The organism is Pseudomonas putida (assembly GCF_016406145.1).
Lineage (GTDB): Bacteria > Pseudomonadota > Gammaproteobacteria > Pseudomonadales > Pseudomonadaceae > Aquipseudomonas > Aquipseudomonas putida_E.
In genome coordinates this window covers 4,720,584-4,746,586 of sequence record NZ_CP066306.1, presented here as the reverse complement: position 1 = coordinate 4,746,586, position 26,003 = coordinate 4,720,584, and the positions used below count along the sequence as shown (strand labels likewise).

Here is a 26,003-nt window from a genome sequence, read left to right as displayed (position 1 = left end):
CTTGTGTCGCGAAAGGGCCGCAAAGCGGCCCCATTTCAGTTCCCCGCCTTGATACTGGTCCAGATGCGTGTACGAATGCGGTCGATCTTGGCCGGCATCGCCTCCAGCGCATACAGCTTGCCCATCATCTCTTCGCTCGGATAAATCATGGTGTTGCCCTTGAGTGCCGGGTCCACCAGGGCGTCGGCCTTGAGGTTGCCGTTGGCGTACTGCACATGGTTACTGATATTGGCCATCACCTGCGGCTGCAACAGGTAATTCATGTAGGCATAACCCGCCTTCTCATCCGGTGCATCGGCCGGCATGGCAACCATGTCGAACCACATCGGTGCGCCTTCCTTGGGGATCGAATAGCCGACCTTCACCCCGTTCTTCGCCTCATCGGCGCGGTTTTTCGCCTGCAGCACGTCACCCGAGAACCCTACCACCACGCAGATATCGCCATTGGCCAGGTCACCTGTGTACTTGGATGAATGGAAGTAGCTGATGTACGGGCGCACCTGCATCAGCAGTTCCTTGGCCTTCTCGTAGTCCTTCGGGTCTTTGCTGTGGTGCGGCAAACCCAGGTAGTGCAGGGCGATGGGTAACAGTTCAGGGCCGTTGTCGAGCACGGCGATCCCACAGCTCTTGAGCTTGCTCATGTACTCGGGCTTGAAGATCAGGTCCCATGAATCCACCGGGGCGTTGTCACCGAGCACTGCCTTTACCTTGTCGATGTTGTAGCCGATGCCGGTACTGCCCCACAGGTACGGGAAACCGTACTGGTTGCCGGGGTCGTTGACCTCCAGCGCCTTGAGCAGCACCGGGTTGAGGTTGTTCCAGCCGGGTAGCTGCGACTTGTCCAGCTTCTTCAGGGCCTTGCCCTGAATCTGTCGGGCCATGAAGTGGTTGGAGGGGAACACCACGTCGTAGCCTGAGTTGCCGGTCATCAGCTTACCGTCGAGGGTCTCGTTGCTGTCGTACACGTCGTAGGTCGGGTTGATGCCGGTGGCCTGCTGGAAGTTCTTCAACGTGTCGGGGGCCACGTAGCTGGACCAGTTGTAGATCTTTACCGAGTCGGCGGCATTGGCCACGCTGGCGGCCAGCATCAGGGGTGCGAGAAGGAGGGTACGCATGTCGGGTTTACCTTGCTTTGTCTGTTGTTTTCGAAGGCAGGCGATCAGCGGATCAGAAGATCAGAACGTAGGTCTTGCGCACGGTTTCCTGGATATCCCAGATGCCCATGCTGTTGGCCGGTAGCATCAGTGCGTCTCCGGCTTCTATGTGAAGGGGCTGGCCACCGTCGGGTGTGAAGGTGCAGCGGCCCTTGATGAAGTGGCAGAACTCTTGTTGCGCGATCTGCCGCCGCCAGCGCCCGGGCGTGCATTCCCAGATGCCGGTTTCGACGCCATCGCTGCGTTCCACGCAGGTGACCGAGGTCACTGCCACGGGTTCGGCAAGCGGCACCGCGACCGGGTTGGAGCTGTCCAGCACGGCGCTTTCGGTGTGTTTGAACTGGGTGATGCTCATTACCGTTGGATCCTGTGTGGGTGAAAGGGAAGTCAGTGCATGAAGCCTTCCATGAAGTCCGCCAGCGAGCCGGCCAGGCGCCGCCGCCATGGCACGGTGGCGGGGTTGGCGAGGGTTCGGTCCTCGTGCACGAAGCTCTGGATGATCGCGTTGTAGCCCAGCCAGCGGCAGGGCTCGGGCGGCCAGCTGGCCAGGCTCGACAGCGGACGGTTGTCGAGCACCCAGGGTTGCGCGGTCAGTTCGTTGTGCTGGTTGAGAATCAGCGCGGCCAAGGTGCGCCCACCGAGGTTGGTGGCGCCGACACCTTCGCCGCCATAACCGCCGGACAGGGCAATACCGCGCTGGCGGTCACACAGCATGTGCGGGCGGAAGCGCCGGGCCATGCCCAGGTTGCCACCCCACGAATGGGTGATGCGCACATGCTTGAGTTGTGGGAACAGCTCGCTGAACAGGTAGCGGCGCAGTTCGACTTCGGCATCTGTCAGGGTGAAGTCTTCGCGCAACCTGCCGCCGAAGCGGTAGCCGCCGCGGGCGCCGAATACCAGGCGGTTGTCGGCGGTACGCTGGCCATAGGTGACCTGGCGGCTGCTCTCGCTGAAGGCCTGACCTTGTGACAGGCCGATCTGCTCCCAGGTCGATTCGGGCAGGGGCTCGGTGGCCACCAGCAGGCTCTGCACCGGCAGTTGATGTTTGCCCAGCGGTGGCAGGCTGGCGGCGTAGCCCTCCACAGCAGGGACCATCCACTGGCAGCGGATGCGCGCCAGTGGTGCCCGTACTTCACCGGGCTGCCAGTCGACGGCGGGGGTGTTTTCGTAGATCGGCACGCCCAGCGCTTCAACCGCCCGGGCCAGGCCACGCACCAGCTTGGCCGGTTGGATGGTCGCGGTATGCGGGCTGTAGATCGCGCCGTAGGCGTTGCTCACGCGAAGCTGGGCGTCCAGTTGCTCAGGGCGCAGCCAGCGGTAGTCATCCTCGGTCATGCCCTGGCGGTAGAGGTCATCGAGGTAGGCACGCAGGCTGCGCTCCTGTTCCGGGTAGCGCGCAGCGCAATACAGCACGCCGCCTTTGCGGTAGTCGCAATCGATGCCTTCGCGTTGCAGCACGCGGTGGACCTCGTCGGGGATGCCATGCAGCAGGTCGATGCTGGCGCGGCGTTGTTGCGGCGACAGGGTGGCGAGCAGGCGGTCTTCACCGAGCATGTTGCCCATCAGCCAGCCGCCATTGCGCCCTGAGGCGCCAAAGCCGGCAATGTTGGCCTCGATCACGGCGATGTTCAGCTGTGGTGCCTGGCGCTTGAGGTAGTAGGCGGTCCAAAGCCCGGTGTAGCCAGCGCCGATGATGCACACGTCGACGTCGATGTCTTCTCGCAGGGCGGGGCGGGCGCACAGTGGTTCTTCTAGCTGGTCCATCCACAGGCTGAGCGTGCGCAAAGGTTGCATCGGGTTCGGCTCCACATCCGTCAAGGTCTGTGGGCGATCCTAGTGGCGTTCAGCGCTGGCTGTCTTACGTGCGTGCACGCAGGGAAATTTGCTTCAGATAGGCCTTGGGCGTAAGCCCGGTGTGCTCGCGGAAGCACTTGTAGAACGCCGACAGGGAGTTGAAGCCCGCGCTGAACGCCAGGTCGTCGATCGGCGCCCCGACCCTGTCGTCATCCAGGCTGGCCATCAGGTGCTGCAGGCGGGCCTGGTTGACGTAGCGGTAGAAGCTTTGCCCCAGCACCTGGTTGAGCAGGTAGGAGATCTGGTTGCGGCTGTAGCCACTGGCATCGGCCACCTGCTGCAGGTCCAGTTCCGGGTCAAGGTAGGGGCGCTGGCGCTGGAAGTAGTGTTCCAGGTCCTGGGCCATGGTCGACAGCTGTCGCGGCGAAAGGCCCAGGCGGCTGACGGCTGGGCGCGTGCCGCTGCTGGCAAGACCCTGGATGGTCTGGCGGACCAGCGTGGCGTACTCATTGACCCGCCAGATCAGCCCGTCCTTGACCGTGATCGCTTCGCTGGACTGAAACGCCACCAGACCTTCGCCGCCCTGCACCGTGACCTGGTACTGGATGAATGCCGTACTGCCGTCTACGCGGATGCGGTCACCATGGACGATGTCCTCCCCCGCCTGGTGCGGCAGGCAGGCGCGGACGTAGTCACGCAACGCGTCGTAACCGAGCACGCGGTTCTGGAAAAAGTCGTGGTACTGCACGTCCGGGTGATACAGCGCAATCACCCCGTCGAGGTCGCGGTGCTTCCAGCACAGGTGGTAGCGCAGCACGGTTTCGGCGGTGATCGGCGTTTGTTCAGGGCCGTCGGCGAGGATGGTCGGGGTCATGGCTTGATAGTGCCGGGGAGGGCGGAAGCAGGCAAGTCTGTGGGCCCTGGGATGCGTGGGTCGGATCTTGGCGGGCGTTGCATAAACCCTGAGCCGCGAGCCGCGTTTCGGGTGTTTTGCACGGTCCTAGGACGTACGCTTGAGCTAAGTCATTGATTTGGAGGCATGTCATTTTTTGACACAACTGGCACAGCCTCTGCACCGATTACAGGGCAATGGACCTGTTATCAACAATAAAGGCGAAAACCTCATGATTCCCTCTGCCGACTACCCGCATGTCGATTCCCAGAGCCGCTCAGGCGTGTCCTGGGCGGCCATCTTCGCCGGGGCAGCTGCCGCTGCGTCCCTTTCACTGATCCTGATGGTACTGGGTGCGGGGCTCGGCTTTGCCGCTACCTCGCCTTGGGCCGATGAAGGCGCCAGCGCCAAGGCACTGGGCATCTCGACCATCATCTGGCTGTTGCTGACCCAGATTCTTGCTTCCGGGCTGGGTGGCTATATTGCCGGGCGCCTGCGGGTGAAGTGGGCGAACCTGCACGGTGACGAGGTGTACTTCCGCGACACGGCGCATGGTTTTCTCGCCTGGGCAATCGCCACCCTGGTAGCGGCGATGCTGATCGTGAGTACCGCCGGGGGGCTGGCCAGTGCCGGTGTGCAGGCCGGCGCGAATGCCGTGGGAGCCGCAGCCAGCATGGCGCCCAAGCCTGACGCCAATGGCTATTTCGTTGACAGCCTGTTCCGCAGTGATGGCCCGGCGCCTGTGAGTGATGACGCCGCCAATGGCGTGGCCGCACGGATTATCGCCAGGTCCATTGCGCAAGGGACGCTCGCCGAAGATGACCGCGCTTACCTGGCGCAACTGGTGGCCCAACGTACCCGCCTGAGCCAGCCTGAAGCCGAAGCACGCGTAGACCAGGTGTTCGCCCAGGTCGAGCAAGCCAAGGTCGAGGCAAAAAAAGCTGCCGACACCGCAGCCAAAGTGGCGGCATGGACCGCGCTGTGGACCTTCGTTGCGCTGTTGTGTGGGGCGTTCTTCGCCAGCCTGGCAGCCCTGTACGGTGGTCGCCAGCGTGATCGCGTGATGTGGCTGGAAGGGGAAGGGGTTGATTACACCGCGCGTCGTACTGTTCAACGTTGAGTAAGGAGAAACATCATGCGCTCATTACTGCTGTGGATGCTTGGGGTGCCGATTCCGGTGATCATTCTGATCGCGATATTCATGCATTGAGTGGTTGGGGCCGCTGTGCGGCCCATCGCCGGCAAGCCGGCTCCTACAGGTACATCACCGTTCTCAGGAGCAGTGAACTACCTGTGGGGGCCGGCTTGCCGGCGATTGAGGCTATGCCGACCTAAAGAAACTGCTCGGCATAGTGACAGGCGACTTGCCTGGTCCCGACCTGCCGAAACGCCGGCACTTCAACACCACACCGCTCCGTCGCATACGGGCAGCGTTTGTGAAATGCGCACCCATCCGGCGGGTTGAGCGGGTTGGGCAGCTCGCCGGCAATGCGGATCTTCGGCTTCAACGGGTCCGGGTGTATGGCCGGTGTCGCTGAAAGCAGGGCCTGGGTGTACGGGTGCAGCGGCTTTTCGTAGATATCTTCCTTCGGCCCCATTTCCGCCGGCCGGCCCAGGTACATCACCAGCACCTGATCCGCTACGTGGCGTACCACTGCCAGGTTGTGGGATATGAACACGTAGGCGGTGTTGAACTCCTTCTGCAGGTCCATGAACAGGTTCAGCACCTGTGCCTGGATCGACACATCCAGCGCCGAGGTCGGTTCGTCGGCCACCAGCACTTTGGGTTGCAGCATCATCGCCCGTGCCAGGGCGATGCGCTGGCGCTGGCCGCCCGAGAACATGTGCGGGTAGCGCTGGTAATGCTCAGGCCGCAACCCCACTTGCTCCATCATCTTCTGCACTTTTTCGCGCCGCTCGGCCTTGCTCAAGGAGGTGTTGATCAGCAGCGGTTCGGCCAACTGATCGCCGATCTTCTGCCGTGGGTTGAGCGAGGCATAGGGGCTCTGGAACACCATCTGGACGTCGCGGCGCAGCTGCTTGCGCTCGCTTTTGCTGGCGCCTTTGACCTCGGTGCCGTCGATCTGCAACGAGCCGGAAGAGGGCTCTTCGATCAATGTCAGTGCGCGCGCCAGCGTGGACTTGCCGCAACCCGACTCACCCACCACGGCCAGGGTCTTGCCAGCTTCCAGCTCGAATGACACGCCATTGAGTGCGCGCACCAAGGCATGGCCCTTGAACAGCCCGCGGGACACTTCGTAATGCCGGGTCAGCTCCCGTGCGGTTAGAACGACGCTCATCACGCCACCTCCTGGTTCAGCGGGTAGAAGCAACGCACTAGGCTATGGGCCTGAGGATCAAGGGGCGGGCGTTGGCGCCGGCAGTTGTCCTGCACGTACGGGCAGCGTGGCGACAGCAGGCAGCCGTCCGGGCGGTCGTAACGGCCAGGGACGATGCCCGGTAGCGTGGCCAGGCGTTCGGCGCCGATGCTGTGTTCGGGGATCGCCGCCAGCAGTGCTTCGCTGTAGGGGTGCGCGGGCACGTCGAACAGCTCTGGCACCTGGCCCACTTCCACGGCTTGGCCGGCATACATCACACAGACGCGTTTGGCGGTTTCGGCGACCACGGCCAGGTCGTGGGTAATCAGGATGAGCGCCATGTTGCGCTCCTTCTGCAGGTTGATCAGCAGTTCCATGATCTGCGCCTGGATGGTCACGTCCAGCGCCGTGGTCGGCTCGTCGGCTATCAGCAGCTTGGGCTCCCCGGCAATCGCCATGGCAATCGCTACGCGCTGGCTCATGCCACCGGATAGCTGGTGCGGGTAGGCGTCCAGGCGGCTTTCGGCAGCCGGGATCTCGACCTTTTTCAGCAGCTCCAGGGCACGCTGGCGCGCGGCCTTGCCTTTGAGACCCAGGTGCTGGCGCAGCACTTCTTCGATCTGGTAGCCCACGGTGTAGCTGGGGTTGAGCGCGGTCATCGGGTCCTGGAAGACCATGGCGATGTCCTTGCCCACCACCTTGCGCCGCTGGCGGGGGCTGAGTTTGAGCATGTTGGTGCCGTCGAATGTGAGCGTATCGGCGGTGATGCGCCCGGGGGCATCGATCAGGCCCATCAGGGCCATCATGGTGACCGATTTGCCCGACCCGGACTCACCCACAATGGCCAGGATTTCACCGGCGTCCACCGCCAGGTCCAGGCCGTCCACCACAGGGATTGCATTGGCGTCGCCGAAGCGCACGCTCAGGTTGTTGATCTGCAACAGTGACATGGCGCTCTCCTCAGGCGGCGTTCTTGAGTTTCGGGTCCAGCGCATCGCGCAAGCCGTCGCCCATCAGGTTGATTGCCAGCACACTGAGCAGGATGGTCAGGCCGGGCAGGCTCACCACCCACCAGGCGCGCTCGATGTAGTCCCGGGCCGAGGCGAGCATGGTGCCCCACTCCGGGGTCGGCGGTTGTACACCCAGGCCCAGGAAGCCCAGCGCAGCGGCGTCGAGGATGGCCGAGGAGAAGCTCAAGGTGGCCTGCACGATCAGTGGCGCCATGCAGTTGGGCAGCACGGTGACGAACATCAGCCGTGGCAACCCGGCGCCAGCCAAGCGCGCGGCGGTCACGTAGTCGCGGTTCAGTTCACCCATCACCGCAGCGCGGGTCAGGCGCACGTAGGACGGTAGCGACACGATGGCGATGGCGATCACAGTGTTGATCAGGCCTGGGCCGAGAATGGCGACGATCGCCACGGCCAGCAGCAGCGATGGCAGGGCCAGCATCACGTCCATCAGGCGCATGATCGACGGGCCGAGGAAGTGCGGGAAGAAACCGGCCAGCAGGCCCAGCAGGATGCCTGGGATCAGCGACATCACCACCGACGACAGGCCGATCAGCAGCGACAGCCGGGCGCCCTGGATCAGCCGCGAGAGCAGGTCGCGGCCCAGTTCGTCGGTGCCGAGGATGAATTGCCAGGTACCGCCTTCGAGCCATACCGGCGGGGTCAGAAGGAAGTCACGGTACTGTTCGCTTGGGTCATGCGGCGCCACCCAGGGCGCGAACAGCGCACAGAACACCACCACGCACATGAAGGCCAGGCCCATCACCGCGCCCTTGTTGCGCGAGAAGGCATGCCAGAATTCTTTGTAGGGCGAGGGATAGAGCAGGCTTTGGTCCACCGGGCTGGCCGGCGTCACGGATTTCGGAATCGGGCTAGTCATGGCGAAGGCCTCAGCGCTGATGACGGATGCGTGGGTTGGCCAGGCCGTAGAGGATGTCCACGACGAAGTTGACCAGGATCACCAGGCAGGCGATCAACAGGATGCCGTTCTGGACCACGGGGTAGTCACGGGCACCGATGGCTTCGATCAGCCATTTGCCGATGCCCGGCCAGGAGAAGATGGTTTCGGTCAGCACCGCACCGGCCAGCAGCGTGCCGACCTGCAGGCCGAAGACGGTCAGCACCGGGATCAGCGCATTACGCAGGCCGTGCACGAACACCACGCGGGCCGGTGACAGGCCTTTGGCGCGCGCAGTGCGAATGTAGTCTTCGCGCAGCACTTCGAGCATGGACGAGCGGGTCATGCGGGCGATCACCGCCAACGGGATGGTGCCGAGCACGATGGCCGGCAGGATCAGGTGCATCACCGCATCCTTGAACGCGCCTTCTTCGTCACTGAGCAGGGTATCGATGAGCATGAAGCCGGTTTTCGGCTCGATGTCGTACAGCAGGTCGATGCGCCCGGAGACCGGAGTCCAGCCCAGGCTCACCGAGAAGAACATGATCAGGATCAGGCCCCACCAGAAAATCGGCATCGAATAGCCAGCCAGGGAGATACCCATGACCCCGTGATCGAACAGCGAGCCACGCTTGAGCGCAGCGATCACGCCGGCCAGCAGGCCGACGATGCCGGCGAACAGCAGCGCGGCAAAGGCCAGTTCCAGTGTGGCGGGGAACAGGGTGAGGAACTCGCTCCATACGCTTTCGCGGGTGCGCAGCGACTCGCCCAGGTCACCCTGGGCGAGCTTGCCCACGTAATCCAGGTACTGGACCGGCAGTGGCTTGTTCAGGCCCAGGCGCTCCATGGCCTGGGCGTGCATCTCGGGGTCGACCCTGCGCTCGCCCATCATCACTTCCACCGGGTCGCCGGGGATCAGGCGTATGAGCGCGAAGGTCAGCAAGGTGATGCCGAAAAACGTCGGTATCAGCAGGCCCAGGCGCCGGGCAATAAAACTCAACATTGTCAGGGTTACCTCATCAGCCGTTGTACGGCGGTGCCGCCGGTGCCCGTGTGGGTTGCCGGCGGTCGTTGTTGTTCTACTTCACCTGGGTGGTGGCGAAGTTGTTGTTGGTCAGAGGGTTGATCACATAACCCTCCACGTTGTCACGCATGGCAGTGAACATCTTCGGATGCGCCATGCTGATCCAGGGCTGGTCGTCATCGTACACCTTCAATGCCTCGGCATAGAGCCTGGCACGCTCGTCGTTGTCGATCACCTCACGGGCGCGGGTGATCAGGTCCTGAAACTTCGAGTTGCACCAGCGCGCGTAGTTCTCGCCACTTTTGACTGCATCGCAGCTGAGCAGGGGGCTGAGGAAATTGTCCGGGTCGCCGTTGTCGCCGGCCCAGCCGGTGGAGACCAGGTCGGCCTCGCCGTTTTTCGCCCGGCGCAGCATCTCGGCCCACTCCATCACACGGATGTCCAGCTTCAGGCCGATTTTGGCGAGGTCGGACTGGAGCATTTCCGCCGACAGCCGTGGGTTGGGGTTGGTCGCGCCGCCGCCATTGCGGGTGAACAGCGTGATGACCGTGCCTTGCGGCACGCCGGCCTGCTGGAGCAGTTCACGGGCCTTGGCCAGGTCACGGGGTGGGTTCTGGTTGGCACTGTTGTAGCCGATCATGGTCGGCGGATAAGGGTTTACCCCCACCAGCGCATTGCCCTTGCCGAACAGCTGGTCGACGTGGGTCTGGCGGTCGAAGGCCATGTTGATGGCTTTGCGCACGCGCACATCGCTGAGGTATTTGTGCTCGGTGTTCATGGCGATATAGCCGGTGACCAGGGCCTCGATCTCGGCGACCTTCAGCTTGGGATCAGCCTTGATCGACGCCACGTCGTCCGGTTTCGGGTAAAGCGCCACCTGGCATTCATTGGCGCGCAGCTTCTGCAGGCGCACGTTGCTGTCGGTGGCGATGGCGAAAATCAGCGAGTCGGCCGGCGGCTTGCCGCGGAAGTAGTCCGGGTTGGCCTTGAAGCGCACCTGGGCGTCCTTGTTGTAGCGCTGGAAGATGAACGCGCCAGTGCCCACCGGTTTGCTGTTGAGGTCGCCGGTCTTGCCTGCCTTGAGCAACTGGTCGCCGTATTCGGCGGAGTAGATCGAGGTGAAGCCCATGGCCATGTCACGCAGGAACGGTGCTTGCGGGCGGGTCAGGGTGATGACCACGGTGTGGTCGTCGGTCTTGTCCACCGATTTGAGCAGGTCCTTGAAGGCCATGCTCTCGAAATACGGGTAGCCGACGCTGGTCTTGTCGTGCCACGGGTGGTTAGGGTCGAGCTGGCGACGCAGGCTCCACAGCACGTCGTCGGCATTGAAATCGCGGGTCGGTTTGAAGTAACCGGTGGTGTGGAACTTCACCCCTTGGCGCAGGTGGAAGGTGTAGGTCAGGCCATCGGCCGAGATGTCCCAGCGTTCGGCCAGGGCTGGCTGGATGTCGGTGGTGCCGGGCTTGAAGTCGACCAGGCGGTTGAACACCGTCTCAGCCGAGGCATCGGCGGTGACCGCCGTGGTGTATTGAACGATGTCGAAGCCTTCCGGGCTGGCTTCGGTGCACACCACCAGCGGCTTGGCCGCCAGGTTGCCGGCGGCGCCGAGGATGACCGCTGCCAGGGCAGCGCGTAGCGGTAGCGATGTCATGTGTCCTCCTTGCTTGCAATGATTCCAGCGTAGCCGCCCGGGCCCGCGCTGAAGCGGACCTGGGCGTAAGCGGTCAGAGAATGTTGAACGGAATGGTGGTCACCACGCGGAACTCATCCAGGCTGCCATCGGCCTGTGCCTTGCTGGCGCGATGCGCGGTATAGGTAGCGCGGATGCTGGTGTCTTTCAGCGGCCCGCTCTGCACCGCGTAGCTGGTGCCGATACCCCACTCATAGTGGGTTTCGCCATCCAGGCCGTTCACGTCATAGGCCGTACCGCGGTAATGGGTGCCGTCGATGCCCCAGCCGCGGGCGTTGTACAGGTTGAACTTCAGGCCCGGCACGCCATACGGCGCCATGTTCAGCACGTAGGAAATCTGCAGGGATTTCTCGTTCGGGCCGTTGAAGTCCGAGAGCAGGGAGTTGGCCAGGTAGATGCCGTTGGTTTCGTGCAGGTAGTCGAAGTACTCGTTACCGTTGACCTGCTGCCACGAAGCGCTGAGGGTATGGGCCTGGTGGGTCAGGCCGAACGACAGGCTGTAGGTGTCGTTGTCGATCTCGCCCATCTTCTGGCTGCCTGCGTCCACGGTCTTGTAGTAGTTCAGGCCGGTGGTCAGGCTCAGCACCGTGCTGTCGCCCAGCACGTGGCTGGCGCCGAAGTAGTACTGGTTCCAGAAGTCGTCGACCTTGGTGGCGTACAGGCTGGTGGTCAGGCTCTTGAGCGGCTGGTAGTTGACCCCGGCGGTACTGGCGCGGTCGGTTTCCACGCCAGCGGCGCCGTACTCGCTGCGAAACTTGCTCAGGCTCTGTTCGGTGCGCGGCGAGACGCGGTCGAAGGTGCCCAGGTCGAATGACAGGTTGTCGAACTCGGCACTGTGCAGGAACGCGCCCTGGAAGCTGGAGGGCAAGGCACGGTTGCCGATGTACGCGATCATCGGCGTGTCCACGGACTGGCGGCCGACGGTGAGGGTGGTGTTGGACACCCGTGCCTTGACGTTGGCCAGGCCCATCTTGCTCCACTGGCCGACGGGGTCGCCATCGCTATGGGTCAGGGTACGGTTGTTCGGCCCTGCGACTGCGGCGCGGCCTTGCTCAAGGGCGATGGCGTTGTAGCCGGCTGCCTCCACGGCAAAACCCACGGTCCCCTGGGTGAAGCCCGAGCTGTAATTGAGGATGGTGCCCTGCAGCCAGTTGTCGCGGCTGTGGCTGTCGTGGCGTGTGCCGTCGCTTTTGTAGTACTTGAACAACGGCGCGCGGGTGGCGCGTTCGCGGGCGTACCAGTTGCGGGTACTGCCGGACAGGCTCTGGCCGTCGATGAAACCTTTGGCCTCATCCTGCTCGCTGGTGCCTTTGAGGCTGAACGGGACGTAGTCCTGGCTCTGGGTGTCGGCCTGGGCCACGGCGGCGAAGGAGGCGATGGATAACGCCAGTGTGGTGAACGTGAATAGTCTCAAAGTGAAAGCTCCCTTTCTGTTCTTTTAGTTATTGCCTGGCCTTGTGGGCCGGGTTGTTGCGGTGTTGCCAGGGTTGCCCGGGGTTACCGGGCCAATCAGGGGGCCAGTGCTGGCCCTTTCGCCGGCAAGCCGGCGCCCACAGGAATCAATAAAGATCCCCAGGCTTGTGCCATTTCTGTAGGAGCCGGCTTGCCGGCGAGAGGGCCGCTACCGGCTAACGCTCAATCAACGCTCACTCCGGAAAAATCATTTCGGCCAAAGGGGCTCACCTTGAAGCCGGCCACCTTGACGCTGAGCGGCTGGTTCACAGTGGAGTGAGCCACCGGCGTGATCGGCACCTGCTGTTTGAGGCGTTGCTGGGCCTGCTGGTAAAGCACCGTGCGCTGCTCACGGTCGGTTACCTGCTTGGCCTGCTTGACCAGGCTGTCGTACTGCCGGTCGCACCACAGCGAGTAGTTGTTGCTGCCGATGGCATCGCAGCTGTAGAGGGTGCCCAGCCAGTTATCCGGGTCGCCGTTGTCACCGGTCCAGCCGATCAGGGCGATGTCGTGCTCGCCGTTTTTCATGCGCTTGATGTACTCGCCCCATTCATAACTGACGATGCGCACATTGAAGCCGAGCTTGTTCCAGTCGGCCTGAAGTATCTCGGCCATGAGCTTGGCGTTGGGGTTGTACGGGCGCTGCACGGGCATGGCCCACAGGGTGACTTCGGTGCCTTCCTTGACCCCGGCCTGCTTGAGCAGCTGGCGGGCCTTCTCAGGGTCGTAGGGTGCGTCCTTGAGGCTGTCGTCATAGGACCATTGGGTTGGTGGCATGGCGTTGACTGCGCGTTGTCCGGAGTCCTGATACACCGCCTGCAGGATCGCCTGCTTGTTCACTGCCATGTCCATGGCCTGGCGTACCTCCAGGCGGTCGAACGGTGGGTGCTGGGTGTTGTAAGCGATATAGCCGAGGTTGAAGCCTGGTTGTTGCAGCACCTGCAGCTTGCTGTCTTGCTTGAGGGCTGGCAGGTCGGCCGGGCGTGGGTGCAGGGTGACCTGGCATTCGCCGCGGCGCAGCTTCTGGATGCGCACCGATGGGTCGGTGTTGATCGAAAACACCAGGTTGTCGAGTTTCACCTCGTCCGGCGCCCAGTAGTCCTTGTTGCCTTTGAAGCGGATCTGCGAATCCTTCTGGTAGCGCTGAAACACGAACGGGCCGGTACCGATAGGCTGCTGGTTGATGTCGCTGGGGCGCCCGCTCGCCATCAGATACTCGGCATATTCAGCCGAAAGCACCGAAGCGAAGCTCATCGCCAGGTTCTGTACGAAGGCGGCATCGACCTCGTTCAGGGTAAAGACAACGGTCATCGGGCCGGTCTTTTCGATGCCTGCGATGTTCTTGTCCAGGCCCATGCTGACGAAGTAGGGGAACTCGGTGGGGTAAGCCTGGCGGAACGGGTGCTCGCGGTCGAGCATGCGGTTGAAGGTGAACAGCACGTCATCGGCGTTGAAGTCGCGGCTAGGGGTGAATGCTTTGTTGGCGTGGAATTTCACGCCTTCGCGCAGGTGGAAGGTGTAGCGCAGGCCATCGTCGGATACTTCCCACTTCGTTGCCAGGGCGGGATGTACTGCCGTACCGCCGCGTTGGAATTCCACCAGGCGGTTGTAGATCGGTTCTGCCGCATCGTTGTCGGTGGCAGTTGTGTATTGGGCTGTGTCGAACCCAGCCGGGCTACCCTCGGAGCAGAACACCAGGTTACCGGCCTGAAGGGCCGATGCCTGGCTCAGCAGGCCAACGGCGAGCAGTGTGGAAAACAGTGTGGTGTGGCGCATGGCAAATCCTTTTTCCGTCCGTTTTTGCCGCTTCGGGATACGAAATGCGGCAACAGGGCCCCCAACCCCGGCGCGGGTAGCGTCGGGGGGAGTTCGAAGGGTGGAAGTGGGCGAGGGTGGTGCGTGTGCCCGGCGCTATTTCTCCACACTGACGCCGTAGAAGGCGTTCAGTGCGAACGGGCTGATCTTGAAGTCCTTCACCTTGGCACTCATCGGCTGGTAGACCGTGGAGTGGGCGATTGGCGTGATCGGTACCTGATCTTTGAGGATATGCTGCGCCTGTTTATACAGCTCGGTGCGCTTGGCCTGGTCGGAAGTGGCCTTGGCCTGCTTGATCAGGTCGTCGTAGGGCTTGTAGCACCACTTGGAGAAGTTGTTGCCTTCGATGGCATCGCAGCCATACAGGGTGCCTAGCCAGTTGTCCGGGTCACCGTTGTCGCCGCTCCAGCCGATCAGCATGGCGCCTTGCTCACCGCCTTTGGAACGCTTGATGTACTCGCCCCACTCGTAACTGACGATTTTCGCCTTGATGCCGACCTTGCTCCAGTCAGCCTGCAGCATCTCGGCCATCAGCTTGGCGTTGGGGTTATACGGGCGTTGCACCGGCATGGCCCACAGGGTGATTTCGGTGCCTTCCTTGATCCCGGCTTCCTTGAGCAGTTGCTTGGCTTTTTCCGGGTCGTACGGCACGTCCTTGATGCTTTCGTCGTAGGACCACTGGGTCGGCGGCATGGCATTGACGGCGAGCTGGCCGGCGCCCTGGTAGACCGATTCGATGATCTTCTGCTTGTCGACGGCCATGTCCAGTGCCTGGCGCACCTTCAGCTGAGCCAGCGGGTTGGGTTGGTCACTGCCCTTGAGCTTGTCCATCACGTTGTAGGCGATGTAGCCCAGGTTGAAACCGGCCTGGTGCGGCATCTGCAGCTTGTCGTTGGCCTTGAGCGGCTCGATATCGGCAGGGCGCGGGAACAAGGTCACCTGGCACTCATTTTTCTTCAGCTTCTGCATGCGCACCGAGGCATCGGTGGTGATCGCGAAGATCAGGTTGTCGATCTTCACGTCCTCGGGTTTCCAGTAATCCTTGTTGCCCTTGAAACGGATCTGGGCGTCCTTCTGGTACTTGCTGAACACGAACGGGCCGGTGCCGATCGGTTTCTGGTTGATGTCTGCAGCCTTGCCCTCTTTGAGCAACTGGTCGGCGTACTCGGCCGACTGTACGGAGGCAAAGCTCATCGCCAGGTTCTGGATGAACGCGGCGTCCACCTGGTTGAGTGTGAACTTGACGGTGTGGTCGTCGAGCTTCTCCACCTTGGCGATGTTGTTGTCCATGCCCATGTCGGTGAAGTAGGGGAACTCAGTGGGGTAGGCCTTACGGAAGGGGTGATTCTTGTCGAGCATGCGGTTGAAGGTGAACAGCACGTCGTCTGCGTTGAATTCGCGGCTTGGCTTGAAGTAATCGGTGGTGTGGAACTTGACCCCTTCGCGCAGGTGGAAGGTGTAGGTCTTGCCGTCGTCGGACACGTCCCATTTGGTCGCCAGGCCCGGGATGACCGCGGTGCCGCCACGTTCGAACTGGGTCAGGCGGTTGAATACGGTCTCGGCCGAGGCGTCGAAGTCGGTTCCGGTGGTGTATTGCCCCGGGTCGAAGCCGGCGGGGCTGCCTTCGGAGCAGAACACCAGGTTGGACGCGGCGTGGGCAAGCGGAGCGCCGGTCAGCAAGCCTGCGCCGAGCAGGAACGGAATGACTGCGTGTTTGAGCATGGTGGCCTCATTGTTGTCATTTTTCTGATTCGAGGTGGCCTCGTGAGCCGACCTGCGGATACTTATGCAGGGTGCGTTCCCAATGCAACACTGCGAAGGATAGTTGGCGTCAGAAAAGTAGTACGGCCGTACATGGATGTCGCATATGTATAACTTTCGAGGAAGTTGAACGTTTGCGAGGGCAAAATGATGGCTTTTTGCAGGATGTTTCGCGGGAGGGGATTTGTAGGAAGCACTATTTGAGTGCGTAGGAAATGTCTATAACTGTGCTGCTGGGGCGCAAAGCGCCCCTTGAATCGCCAGCGTTGATCAGGGCATCTGCACTTCGATCAGGCCGTCAGCGTTCATGCTGACTTCGCTGGTGCCTGCCTCGATATCTGGCGCCGGTGCTGCTTCGTCGGCACCCATGGCTTTCATGGCCATTGGCGCACTGCGCAGATAGGGGCGTGGGTAGCCACTGCTGTTGAGGTTCAGGCTGACCACTTTATAGCCCTTGCCACCCAGGGCTTCGGTTGCCAGTTGCGCGCGGGCCTTGAAGGCATTGACCGCATCCTTGAGCAAGGCGTCTTCGCTGGCCTTGCGCGTGGCCGGGGCGATGGAGAAGTCCATGCCGCCCATCTTAAGGTCCTGCAGCAGGTCGGCACTGAGTTGAGAGAGGGCCGGGAAGTCGGCGCTTTCCAGGCGCACTTCGGCACGCTCGCGCCAGCCGGTGATCTTCTGCCCCTTGCTGTCGTAGACCGGGTAGCTGTTGCGGCTGCCCTGGGTGATTTTCACGTCCTTGACCTGGCGGGCCTGCTGCACGGCCTTGTTCATGGTTTCGGTGATTTGTTTGGCAAGCTTGCCCGGGTCGCTGTTCTGCGCTTCGCTATAAAGGGTCACGACCATCAGGTCGCGGGGCACTTCCTTGCTGACTTCGGCACGCAGCGATACCTGGTTGTAGCGCGGCTCATCAGCCGCCAGAGCCGGCAGGCTGGCGAGCAGGCCGCAGGACAGGATCAGGGCAGCGCTGCGACGAGGGTTAGGCATGTGATACTCCTTGGCAATGAAAGGCGTGGGTTCTGGCCATCCATCCCACGCATGGCCCATCAGACCGGGATCAGTGTAGTGGGTTCAAAAGTGCCATCATGAACCTGTGACAAACTGTGGCGCTTTGCCGCATCGCTGCTGCTTGGCGTGCGGCTTCGGTATACTCCAACCGATTGTCCTGGAGCACTCATCAGGAGAGCTCATGCTCGCCGCTGCACAACCGCTGTCCGCTACCCGCCAGAACCTCTGGCGCCTGACTGTCATTCGCGTTCTGGTCCTGGCCGCTCAGGCAGGCTCGGTGGGTGTTGCCTACTGGACCGAACTGCTGCCGCTGCCCTGGTTTTCCCTGGCCGCGACCCTGGCCCTGTCGTCCCTGCTGTGCGCCTTCACCGCGTTGCGCTTGCGCCTGTCGCTGCCGGTCACCGAACTGGAATACGCGCTGCAGCTGGCCTGCGACCTGCTGATCCACAGCGCGCTGCTTTATTACTCGGGCGGCTCGACCAACCCGTTCGTCTCCTACTACCTGGTGCCGCTGGCCATTGCCGCCGTTACCTTGCCCTGGCTCTACTCGCTGATCCTTTCGGGTATCGCCCTGACCGCCTACAGCCTTTTGCTGGTGCAGTTCTACCCGCTGGAGGGGCTGCCGATGGCGCGGGACAAGATGCAGGTCTACGGCATGTGGTTGAGCATCGCGCTGGCGGCTGCGGTGATCACTTTCTTCGCTGCCCGCATGGCCGAAGAGCTGCGCCGGCAGGAAAAACTGCGCTCTGAACGGCGCGAAGAAAGCCTGCGCGACGAACAATTGTTGGCCGTGGCCACCCAGGCCGCGGGTGCCGCCCATGAACTGGGTACGCCGCTGGCGACCATGAGCGTGTTGCTCAACGAAATGCGCCAGGACCACGCCGACCCGCTGTTGCAGGAGGATCTGCAGATCCTTCAGGACCAGGTCAAATTGTGCAAGGAAACCCTGCAGCAACTGGTGCGTGCCGCCGAAGCCAATCGCCGCTTGGCGGTGGTGGAGCAGGACGTGACCGAGTGGCTAGATGAGGCGCTGAACCGTTGGCACCTGATGCGTCCGGAAGCCAGCTACCGCTTTCAGCGTCTGCGCGACGGCCAGGTGCCCCGCCTGACCCCGCCACCGGACCTGACCCAGGCGCTGCTGAACCTGCTGAACAATGCCGCCGATGCATGCCCTGACGACCTGGAGGTGCGCCTGGACTGGGACGCCCAGGACATCGTCATCAGCATCCGCGACCATGGCCCCGGCGTGCCGCCGGCCATTGCCGAAGCAATCGGCAAACCCTTCATTACCACCAAAGGCAAAGGCTTCGGCCTGGGCCTGTTCTTGAGCAAAGCCAGCGTGACCCGTGCGGGCGGTTCGGTGAAACTCTATAGTCATGAGCAGGGTGGCACCCTGACCGAACTGCGCCTGCCCCATGGCAAGCGAGGAGATGAATGATGAGCGAAGAAAACCAGGTCGAAAGCGAAGAGCTGCCGCACCTGCTGCTGGTGGATGACGATTCCACCTTTACGCGGGTCATGGCCCGTGCCATGAGCCGTCGCGGTTTCCGCGTGAGCACTGCCAGCTCCGCAGAGGAAGGCCTGGTCCTGGCGCAGAACGATCTGCCGGACTACGCCACGCTGGACTTGAAGATGGAGGGCGACTCCGGCCTGGTGCTGCTGCCCAAGCTGCTGGAACTGGACCCGGAAATGCGCGTGGTGATCCTCACCGGCTACTCAAGCATTGCCACGGCGGTCGAGGCGGTCAAGCGCGGGGCGTGCAACTACCTGTGCAAACCGGCCGACGCCGATGATGTGTTGGCCGCACTGCTCTCGGAGCATACGGACCTGGACACGCTGGTGCCGGAAAACCCCATGTCGGTGGATCGCTTGCAGTGGGAGCACATCCAGCGCGTGCTCAGCGAGCACGAGGGTAATATCTCCGCTACCGCGCGGGCGCTGGGTATGCACCGGCGCACGTTGCAGCGCAAGCTGCAGAAACGGCCTGTGCGGCGCTGAACTTATCCTGGCGTTACCGGCCCTATCGCCGGCAAGCCGGCTCCCACAGGTGCTCCACAGTATTCAGGCTTGGTGGGGACCTGTGGAAGCCGGCTTGCCGGCGATAGGGCCTGACAGAAATTTCTTTATATTGCAGCTGATCCCCGCAACTCCTGGCCTGTTGGCGTATCATTAGCCCCCTAACGGCAACCTCTTCAGGATCGCTAGCGCATGCTCGCCCTTCTTATCCAGACGCTGAACATCACGGCGCCAGTCTTCGCCATGCTGTTCCTGGGCGTGCTGCTCAAACGCATTCATCTGATCGACGACAATTTCAACCGTGTTGCCTCGCAACTGGTGTTCAACGTCTGCATGCCTGCGCTGCTGTTCCTTGGCATCTACCATGCCGACCTTGCAGCGGCGATCAAACCGGGTGTCATCCTCTATTTCGTCGCTGCCACCCTGGTCGGCTTCGCCGTGGCCTGGGGGCTGGCCATCTGGCGCAGCCCGCTGGCCGACCGCGGCATCTACACCCAGGGTGCGTTTCGCGGCAACAACGGCGTGATCGGCCTGGCCCTGGCCGCCAGCCTTTACGGGGACTACGGTATCTCGCTGGGGGCAGTGCTCGCAGGCCTGGTGATCCTCCTGTACAACTCGCTTTCAGCCATAGTGCTGGCGGTATACAGCCCGGACCTGAAATCCGACCCGTGGAGCATCTGCAAGAGCATTTTCAGCAACCCGCTGATCATCAGCGTGCTGCTGGCCACGCCCATGGCCTACGGCCAGGTACCCCTGCCCAACTGGTTGCTCACCTCGGGCGACTACCTCGCGCAGATGACCCTGCCGCTGGCGCTAATCTGTATTGGCGGCACCTTGTCGCTTAACGCCCTGCGCGACAGCGGCAAGTTGGCCATCGATGCCAGCCTGGTGAAGATGCTCTGGTTGCCGCTGTTCGGCACGCTCGGTGCCTGGCTCTGCGGTTTTCGCGGGGCCGAGCTGGGCATTCTGTTCCTGTACATCGGCAGCCCCACTGCGGCGGCCAGTTACGTCATGGCACGGGCAGCCAACGGCAACCACGAACTGGCGGCCTCGATCATCGTGATCACTACGCTAATGGCGGCGATCACCACCAATATTGGTATTTTCATCTTGCAGTGGGGCGGATGGATCTAGATCCTTGACTGCATACATCATAAAAACACTGCCTCACTGAGCTTAAGGACACTTCATGCAAGACCAGAGCACGCCCGAGCGGTTGCAGCGCGGGCTGAAGAATCGCCATATCCAGTTGATCGCGCTGGGCGGTGCCATCGGTACCGGGTTGTTCCTGGGTATCGCCCAGACCATCCAGCTGGCGGGCCCCTCCGTTTTGCTGGGCTATGCCATCGCTGGCCTGATGGCTTTCTTCATCATGCGCCAGTTGGGCGAAATGGTGGTCGAAGAGCCGGTAGCCGGCAGTTTCAGCCACTTCGCACATCAGTACTGGAGTGAGTTCGCAGGCTTCGTCTCGGGCTGGAACTACTGGGTGGTCTATGTGCTCGTGGGCATGGCCGAGCTCACCGCCGTGGGCATCTACGTGCAGTACTGGTGGCCGGAGTTTCCCACCTGGGCCACGGCGGCGATCTTCTTCGTGGTGATCAACCTCATCAACCTGACCCAGGTGAAGGTCTATGGCGAGATGGAGTTCTGGTTCGCCCTGGTCAAGGTGGTGGCCATCGTCAGCATGATCGGGTTCGGTGCCTGGCTGCTGAGCAGTGGCCACGGCGGCCCGGACGCCAGTGTGGCCAACCTGTGGCAATACGGCGGGTTCTTCCCCAATGGCGTCACCGGGCTGGTGATGGCGCTGGCGGTGATCATGTTCTCCTTTGGTGGCCTGGAGCTGGTGGGCATCACGGCTGCCGAAGCGGACAACCCGCGCCAGAGCATTCCGAAGGCAACCAACCAGGTGGTTTACCGCATCCTGATTTTCTACATCGGTGCGCTGGCGGTGCTGTTGTCGCTGTACCCATGGCAGAAGGTCGTTCAGGGTGGCAGCCCGTTCGTGATGATCTTCCACGAACTGGACAGCGACCTGGTGGCGACCATCCTCAATATCGTGGTGCTGACAGCTGCGCTGTCGGTCTACAACAGTTGCGTGTACGCCAACAGCCGCATGTTGTTCGGCCTGGCCAGCCAGGGCGACGCACCACGCCAGCTGCTCAAGGTCAGCCGCAGCGGTGTGCCACTGACTGCGTTGGGCGTGTCGGCTTTCGCTACGGGCATGTGCGTGGTGATCAACTACCTGATGCCAGGTGAGGCATTCGGCCTGCTGATGGCGCTGGCGGTGTCGGCGCTGGTGATCAACTGGGCGAGCATCAGCATTACCCACCTGAAGTTCCGCAAGGCCAAGCTGGCGGCAGGTATCAAGCCGTTCTACCAGAGCTGGGGGCACCCGTTCACCAACTACCTGTGCCTGGCATTTATCGTACTGATTCTGGTGGTGATGTACCTGACCCCGCCGATTCGTATTTCGGTGATGCTGATACCTGGGTGGATTGCGCTGCTTTGGGTGGCGTTCCGGTTGAAAAAAGCTAGGCAGGCTTGAGTTGGTGGGGCATGTCTTGAATGGCGCAGCGCGCCACCCAAGGCATGCACTCCACCGCGGCACGACTTTCCCGGCGTTAGTGCTGTCGCCGCCAGGCCCTCACAGTGGTGTACAGCAGCACCAGGCCGAGCACTGGCAATACATAGAACAGCATCAGCCGTTCCAGGCGGCCGGCCAGCGGCATGCCCGTGGTGAACGCTACCACGTGCAGCCCGTACACCAGATAAAGGCAGAGGAACACCAGCCCCTCGGCCCGGGTAATCCGGTAGCCGGAGTAGAACACAGGCAGGCTAAGCGCCGCGACGCCGAGCATCACCGGTAGGTCGAAGCCCAGTGCGTTTGGCGATATGGTCAGCGGCTCGGGGGTAGTCAGTGCGGTCAGGCCTAGCACCGCCAGCAGATTGAACAGGTTGCTGCCGATCACCGTGCCCACGGCGATCTCCCGTTCCCCTCGCAGGGCGGCAATCAGCGCCGCAGCCAGTTCGGGCAATGACGTGCACACCGCGACGACGGTCAGGCCGATGATGCGTTCAGACAAGCCCAGGTCGGTCGCGACTTCGACCGCCGCTTCCAGCAGCAAGTGGCCTGCCAGGCTGAGCAGGCCGAAGCCGAACGCCACTTGCAGCAGTGTGCCAGTCCAGAAGCGCCCGGCGCTGCTGGCCAGCGCACGCGGCGCAGGGTAGGTGCGGGCATAGTGGCGCGACTGGTGCCAGAGCATGACCAGGTAGCCCACGAGGCCTGATAGCAGCACCAACCCTTCCACCCGACCCAGGTGGCCGTTGGCGGCCAGCGCGTAGACCAGTGCACTGGCGAGGATCATCAGTGGAATGTCCAGGCGCACAAGTTGGCGCGAGACGCGTAGCGGGATGATCAATGCAGCCAGGCCAAGAATCACCAGAACATTGAAGATATTACTGCCGATCACGCTGCCCACGGCGACATCGGGCGCGCCCTGATAGGCGGCCTGCAGGCTGACGGTCAGCTGTGGTGCCGTACTGCCAAATGCCACCAGGCTCAGGCCTATGATCAGCGGCCGCACGTGTACACGCTGGGCCAGGCGAAGGGCGGCACGCACCAGCAGTTCGGCGCCGGCCACCAGCAACAGCAAGGCTATGCCCAGTTGCAGGAGGCTAAAGGTGGGGAGGGTGGCGAGGTCGAAAATGGTTGGAACTCCGTTGCGTCAGTCGCTTAGACCTTGTACCCGCACGCGCGCCGTTCCGCTACGGATCATGCCGATTTTTTCTGCTGCAGCGCGTGACAGGTCGATCAGCCGGCCGCGAGTGTGCGGGCCGCGGTCGTTGATGCGGACCACCACGCTGCGTTGGTTGGCGAGGTTGGTGACCAGCACCCGGGTGCCGAAGGGCAGGCTGCGGTGTGCTGCGGTCAGGCCGTGCTGGTTGAAGGCTTCGCCGCTGGCAGTGCGCTTGCCGTGGTGGCGGGCGCCGTAATAGGAGGCGGTGCCGGTCTGGTTATAGCCGCGGGGGTCGATGTCGTGGCTGGCGCAGCCGGCCAACAGGGAAAACAGGGCCAGGGTGCCGAGGGATCGTTTTAGCAAGGTGATGCTCCGGTGCTGCCATTGGGCGCGCTTGGCGGCGCGGTGGCTGTAGGAGCGGCCTTGTGTCGCGAAAGGGCCGCAGCGCGGCCCCATGGCCAGGTCACTGCATAAGCCTTTGGGGCTGCGTTGCAGCCCTTTCGCGACACGAGGCCGCTCCTACAAAGCTCACCCTTCGAGCTTGGCCTTGAGCAATTGGTTCACTTGCCCCGGGTTGGCCTTGCCCTTGGAGGCCTTCATCGCCTGGCCGACGAAGAAGCCGAACATCTTGCCGCGCTTGGCTTCATCGGCGGCGCGGTACTGTTCGACCTGCTCGGCGTTGGCGGCAAGCACTTCATCGAGCATCTTGTCGATCGCGCCGGTATCGGTGACCTGTTTCAGGCCTTTGCTCTCGATGATGCTGTCGGCATCGCCTTCACCGGCGGCCATGGCCTCGAACACGGTCTTGGCGATCTTGCCGCTGATGGTGTTGTCGCGGATACGCAGCAGCATGCCCCCGAGTTGCTCGGCACTGACCGGTGCCTGGTCGATCTCGATACCCAGCTTGTTCAGCAGGCTGCCCAGTTCGACCATGACCCAGTTGGCTGCCAGTTTGGCGTCGCCGCCAATCTTCACCACTTGCTCGAAGTAGTCCGCCTGCTCACGGCTGGAGGCCAGTACGTTGGCGTCGTAGGCCGACAGGCCATACTGGCTCTGGAAGCGCTCGACCTTCTGTGGTGGCAGCTCCGGCAAGCCGGTACGGATGGTTTCGAGGAAACTGTCCTCGATCACCACCGGCAGCAGGTCCGGGTCGGGGAAGTAACGGTAGTCGTTGGCTTCCTCCTTGCTGCGCATGGAGCGGGTCTCGTCCTTGTTCGGGTCGTACAGGCGGGTTTCCTGCACGACCTTGCCGCCATCTTCGATCAGGTCGATCTGGCGCTGGATCTCGCTGTTGATCGCGCGCTCGATGAAGCGGAACGAGTTGACGTTTTTGATCTCGCAGCGGGTGCCGAACTCGGCCTGGCCTTTGGGCCGTATCGAGACGTTGCAGTCGCAGCGCAGCGAGCCTTCAGCCATGTTGCCGTCGCAGATGCCCAGGTAGCGCACCAGCGCGTGGATCGCCTTGACGTAGGCCACGGCCTCCTTGGCGCTGCGCATGTCCGGCTCGGAGACGATTTCCAGCAGCGGGGTGCCGGCACGGTTCAGGTCGATACCGGTCGAGCCGCTGAAGTCTTCGTGCAGGCTCTTGCCGGCGTCTTCTTCCAGGTGCGCGCGGGTTACGCCGATGCGCTTTATGGTGCCGTCTTCCAGGGCGATGTCCAGGTGGCCCTTGCCGACGATCGGCAAGTCCATCTGGCTGATCTGATAGCCCTTGGGCAGGTCGGGGTAGAAGTAGTTCTTGCGCGCGAACACGTTGCGCTTGCCGATCTGGGCATCGATCGCCAGGCCGAACATGCAGGCCATGCGTACCGCTTCCTGGTTCAGCACCGGCAGTACGCCGGGCATGCCAAGGTCAACCAGGCTCGCCTGGGTGTTCGGCTCGGAGCCGAAGGTGGTGGCGCTGCCGGAAAAGATCTTCGACTGGGTGGCCAGCTGGGTATGGATTTCCAGCCCGATCACAACTTCCCATTGCATGTGTGAATTCCTCAGAAGCCGTTGGGGGCGCGGGTGTGCCAGTCGGTGACCTGCTGGTAGCGGTGCGCGACATTGAGCAGGCGGCCTTCCTGGAAGTACGGGGCCAGCAGCTGCACGCCGACCGGCAGGCCATCGACGAAGCCGGCTGGCATCGACAGGCCCGGCAGGCCCGCCAGGTTGGCGGTGATGGTGTAGACGTCTTCAAGGTACGCCGCGACCGGGTCGCTGCTCTTGGCGCCGAGCTTCCAGGCCGGGTTCGGCGTGGTCGGGCCAAGGATCAGGTCGACGCCTTCGAAGGCGGCCATGAAGTCGTTTTTGATCAGGCGGCGGATCTGCTGCGCCTTGACGTAGTAGGCGTCGTAGTAGCCAGCCGACAGGGCGTAGGTCCCAACCATGATGCGGCGCTGGACTTCGGCACCGAAGCCTTCGCCACGGGAGCGCTTGTACAGGTCGGTCAGGTCTTTGGGCTCGTCGCAGCGGTAGCCGAAGCGCACGCCGTCGAATCGCGACAGGTTGGAAGAGGCTTCGGCCGGCGCGATCACGTAATACGCAGGGATTGCGTGCTGCATGTTCGGCAGGCTGATTTCCTTGACCACTGCACCGAGCTTTTCCAGCTCCTTGACGCTGGCCTGTACCAGTTCGGCGATGCGCGGGTCGAGGCCGGCGCCGAAGTACTCTTTTGGCAGGCCGATGCGCAGGCCTTGCAGCGAGGCATTCAGGTTGGCGCTGTAGTCCGGCACCGGTTCGTCAATGCTGGTGGAGTCCTTGGCGTCGAAACCGGCCATGCCTTGCAGCAGCAGCGCGCAGTCTTCGGCGGTGCGGGCCAGCGGGCCACCCTGGTCGAGGCTGGATGCATAGGCGATCATGCCCCAGCGCGAAACACGACCGTACGTCGGTTTGAGGCCCGTGAGGTTGGTCAGTGCCGCCGGCTGTCGGATCGAGCCGCCGGTATCGGTGCCGGTGGTCGCGGGCAGCAGGCGGGCAGCCACGGCCGCAGCGGAACCGCCGGACGAGCCGCCTGGCACGTGCTCGAGGTTCCAGGGGTTCTTCACCGCGCCATAGTGGCTGGATTCGTTGGCAGACCCCATGGCGAATTCGTCCATGTTGGTCTTGCCCAGGGTGACCATGCCGGCCTCGGCCAGCTTGGCGACCACGGTGGCGTCATACGGCGCCTTGAAGTTGTCGAGCATCTTCGAGCCGCAGCTGGTGCGTACGCCGTTGGTGCAGAACAGGTCCTTGTGGGCGATTGGGGCGCCCAGCAGTGCGCCGGTTTCGCCGGCGGCGCGACGGGCGTCGGCGGCACGGGCCTGGCCCAGGGCCAGCTCCTCGGTGACGCTGATGAAGCTGTTGAGTTGCGGGTCGAGCTGCTGGATACGCGCCAGCAGGGCGCCGGTCAGCTCTTCGGAGGAAAACGACTTGTCGGCGAGCCCGCGGGCGATCTCGGCCAGGGTCAATTGATGCAT

Annotated in this window: 22 protein-coding genes; 5 read left to right on the top strand and 17 right to left on the bottom strand. The window is 62.7% G+C overall.

The window, feature by feature from the left end; translation table 11 throughout:
* Positions 1-35: 35 nt before the first annotated feature.
* From JET17_RS21885 to JET17_RS21870, 4 genes are all read right to left on the bottom strand, one after another.
* The gene (locus JET17_RS21885) at positions 36-1,115 is read right to left on the bottom strand and encodes a polyamine ABC transporter substrate-binding protein (protein ID WP_012316116.1); all 1,080 of its coding nucleotides are present in this window, start codon (positions 1,113-1,115) and stop codon (positions 36-38) included.
* Between the two features lie 52 nt (positions 1,116-1,167).
* Complete coding sequence (locus JET17_RS21880) at positions 1,168-1,509, bottom strand: cupin domain-containing protein (RefSeq protein WP_012316115.1); 342 nt, start codon at positions 1,507-1,509, stop codon at positions 1,168-1,170.
* A 32-nt stretch (positions 1,510-1,541) separates the two neighbouring features.
* Complete coding sequence (locus JET17_RS21875) at positions 1,542-2,948, bottom strand: NAD(P)/FAD-dependent oxidoreductase (protein WP_012316114.1); 1,407 nt, start codon at positions 2,946-2,948, stop codon at positions 1,542-1,544.
* 64 nt (positions 2,949-3,012) lie between these two features.
* Positions 3,013-3,822: an AraC family transcriptional regulator gene (locus tag JET17_RS21870; protein WP_012316113.1), complete on the bottom strand. Its 810-nt coding sequence runs from the start codon at positions 3,820-3,822 to the stop codon at positions 3,013-3,015.
* 250 nt (positions 3,823-4,072) lie between these two features.
* On the opposite strand from JET17_RS21870, the gene JET17_RS21865 reads away from it, so the two are divergent.
* Positions 4,073-4,960: a hypothetical protein gene (locus JET17_RS21865; RefSeq protein WP_012316112.1), complete on the top strand. Its 888-nt coding sequence runs from the start codon at positions 4,073-4,075 to the stop codon at positions 4,958-4,960.
* Positions 4,961-5,171: 211 nt separating this feature from the next.
* Here JET17_RS21865 and JET17_RS21860 read toward each other — a convergent pair whose 3' ends face one another.
* From JET17_RS21860 to JET17_RS21820, 9 genes are all read right to left on the bottom strand, one after another.
* On the bottom strand, positions 5,172-6,140 hold the full coding sequence (locus JET17_RS21860; protein ID WP_012316111.1) for a peptide ABC transporter ATP-binding protein: 969 nt from the start codon (positions 6,138-6,140) through the stop codon (positions 5,172-5,174).
* The gene (locus tag JET17_RS21855; protein ID WP_012316110.1) at positions 6,140-7,108 is read right to left on the bottom strand and encodes an ABC transporter ATP-binding protein; all 969 of its coding nucleotides are present in this window, start codon (positions 7,106-7,108) and stop codon (positions 6,140-6,142) included. The genes JET17_RS21860 and JET17_RS21855 overlap by 1 nt, the downstream gene beginning before the upstream one ends.
* Positions 7,109-7,118: 10 nt before the next feature.
* A complete protein-coding gene (locus tag JET17_RS21850; RefSeq protein WP_012316109.1) occupies positions 7,119-8,045 on the bottom strand; it encodes an ABC transporter permease subunit in 927 nt (308 codons plus the stop codon).
* A 10-nt stretch (positions 8,046-8,055) separates the two neighbouring features.
* Complete coding sequence (locus JET17_RS21845) at positions 8,056-9,066, bottom strand: ABC transporter permease subunit (protein WP_012316108.1); 1,011 nt, start codon at positions 9,064-9,066, stop codon at positions 8,056-8,058.
* Between the two features lie 76 nt (positions 9,067-9,142).
* Positions 9,143-10,738, bottom strand: a complete 1,596-nt coding sequence (locus JET17_RS21840) for an ABC transporter substrate-binding protein (protein ID WP_012316107.1) — start codon at positions 10,736-10,738, stop codon at positions 9,143-9,145.
* Between the two features lie 73 nt (positions 10,739-10,811).
* Positions 10,812-12,191 (bottom strand): OprD family porin, encoded by a 1,380-nt coding sequence (locus JET17_RS21835; protein ID WP_012316106.1) that lies wholly within the window; start codon positions 12,189-12,191, stop codon positions 10,812-10,814.
* A 221-nt stretch (positions 12,192-12,412) separates the two neighbouring features.
* Positions 12,413-14,005, bottom strand: coding sequence for an ABC transporter substrate-binding protein (locus JET17_RS21830; RefSeq protein ID WP_012316105.1), 1,593 nt, complete (start codon positions 14,003-14,005; stop codon positions 12,413-12,415).
* 135 nt (positions 14,006-14,140) lie between these two features.
* Positions 14,141-15,766: an ABC transporter substrate-binding protein gene (locus tag JET17_RS21825; RefSeq protein WP_012316104.1), complete on the bottom strand. Its 1,626-nt coding sequence runs from the start codon at positions 15,764-15,766 to the stop codon at positions 14,141-14,143.
* A 309-nt stretch (positions 15,767-16,075) separates the two neighbouring features.
* Positions 16,076-16,792, bottom strand: coding sequence for an SIMPL domain-containing protein (locus JET17_RS21820; protein WP_012316103.1), 717 nt, complete (start codon positions 16,790-16,792; stop codon positions 16,076-16,078).
* A gap of 202 nt (positions 16,793-16,994) precedes the next feature.
* Here JET17_RS21820 and JET17_RS21815 point away from each other — a divergent pair, with 202 nt between their 5' ends.
* From JET17_RS21815 to JET17_RS21800, 4 genes are all read left to right on the top strand, one after another.
* On the top strand, positions 16,995-18,251 hold the full coding sequence (locus JET17_RS21815) for an ATP-binding protein (protein WP_012316102.1): 1,257 nt from the start codon (positions 16,995-16,997) through the stop codon (positions 18,249-18,251).
* On the top strand, positions 18,251-18,811 hold the full coding sequence (locus tag JET17_RS21810) for a response regulator transcription factor (protein WP_042111723.1): 561 nt from the start codon (positions 18,251-18,253) through the stop codon (positions 18,809-18,811). Before JET17_RS21815 ends, JET17_RS21810 begins: the two co-directional genes overlap by 1 nt.
* A 210-nt stretch (positions 18,812-19,021) precedes the next feature.
* Positions 19,022-19,963 (top strand): AEC family transporter, encoded by a 942-nt coding sequence (locus JET17_RS21805; RefSeq protein WP_012316100.1) that lies wholly within the window; start codon positions 19,022-19,024, stop codon positions 19,961-19,963.
* A 55-nt stretch (positions 19,964-20,018) separates the two neighbouring features.
* The gene (locus tag JET17_RS21800; RefSeq protein ID WP_012316099.1) at positions 20,019-21,374 is read left to right on the top strand and encodes an amino acid permease; all 1,356 of its coding nucleotides are present in this window, start codon (positions 20,019-20,021) and stop codon (positions 21,372-21,374) included.
* Positions 21,375-21,450: 76 nt separating this feature from the next.
* Here the strand turns inward: JET17_RS21800 and JET17_RS21795 are convergent, their stop codons facing one another.
* From JET17_RS21795 to gatA, 4 genes are all read right to left on the bottom strand, one after another.
* Positions 21,451-22,494, bottom strand: coding sequence for a calcium/sodium antiporter (locus JET17_RS21795; RefSeq protein WP_039604108.1), 1,044 nt, complete (start codon positions 22,492-22,494; stop codon positions 21,451-21,453).
* A gap of 60 nt (positions 22,495-22,554) precedes the next feature.
* Positions 22,555-22,929 (bottom strand): septal ring lytic transglycosylase RlpA family protein, encoded by a 375-nt coding sequence (locus JET17_RS21790; RefSeq protein WP_042112109.1) that lies wholly within the window; start codon positions 22,927-22,929, stop codon positions 22,555-22,557.
* A gap of 165 nt (positions 22,930-23,094) precedes the next feature.
* A complete protein-coding gene (gatB, locus tag JET17_RS21785) occupies positions 23,095-24,540 on the bottom strand; it encodes an Asp-tRNA(Asn)/Glu-tRNA(Gln) amidotransferase subunit GatB (RefSeq protein ID WP_012316096.1) in 1,446 nt (481 codons plus the stop codon).
* Positions 24,541-24,551: 11 nt separating this feature from the next.
* Positions 24,552-26,003 carry an Asp-tRNA(Asn)/Glu-tRNA(Gln) amidotransferase subunit GatA gene (gene gatA / locus JET17_RS21780; protein ID WP_012316095.1) on the bottom strand — a complete coding sequence of 484 codons (1,452 nt, stop codon included), beginning with the start codon at positions 26,001-26,003 and terminating at the stop codon, positions 24,552-24,554.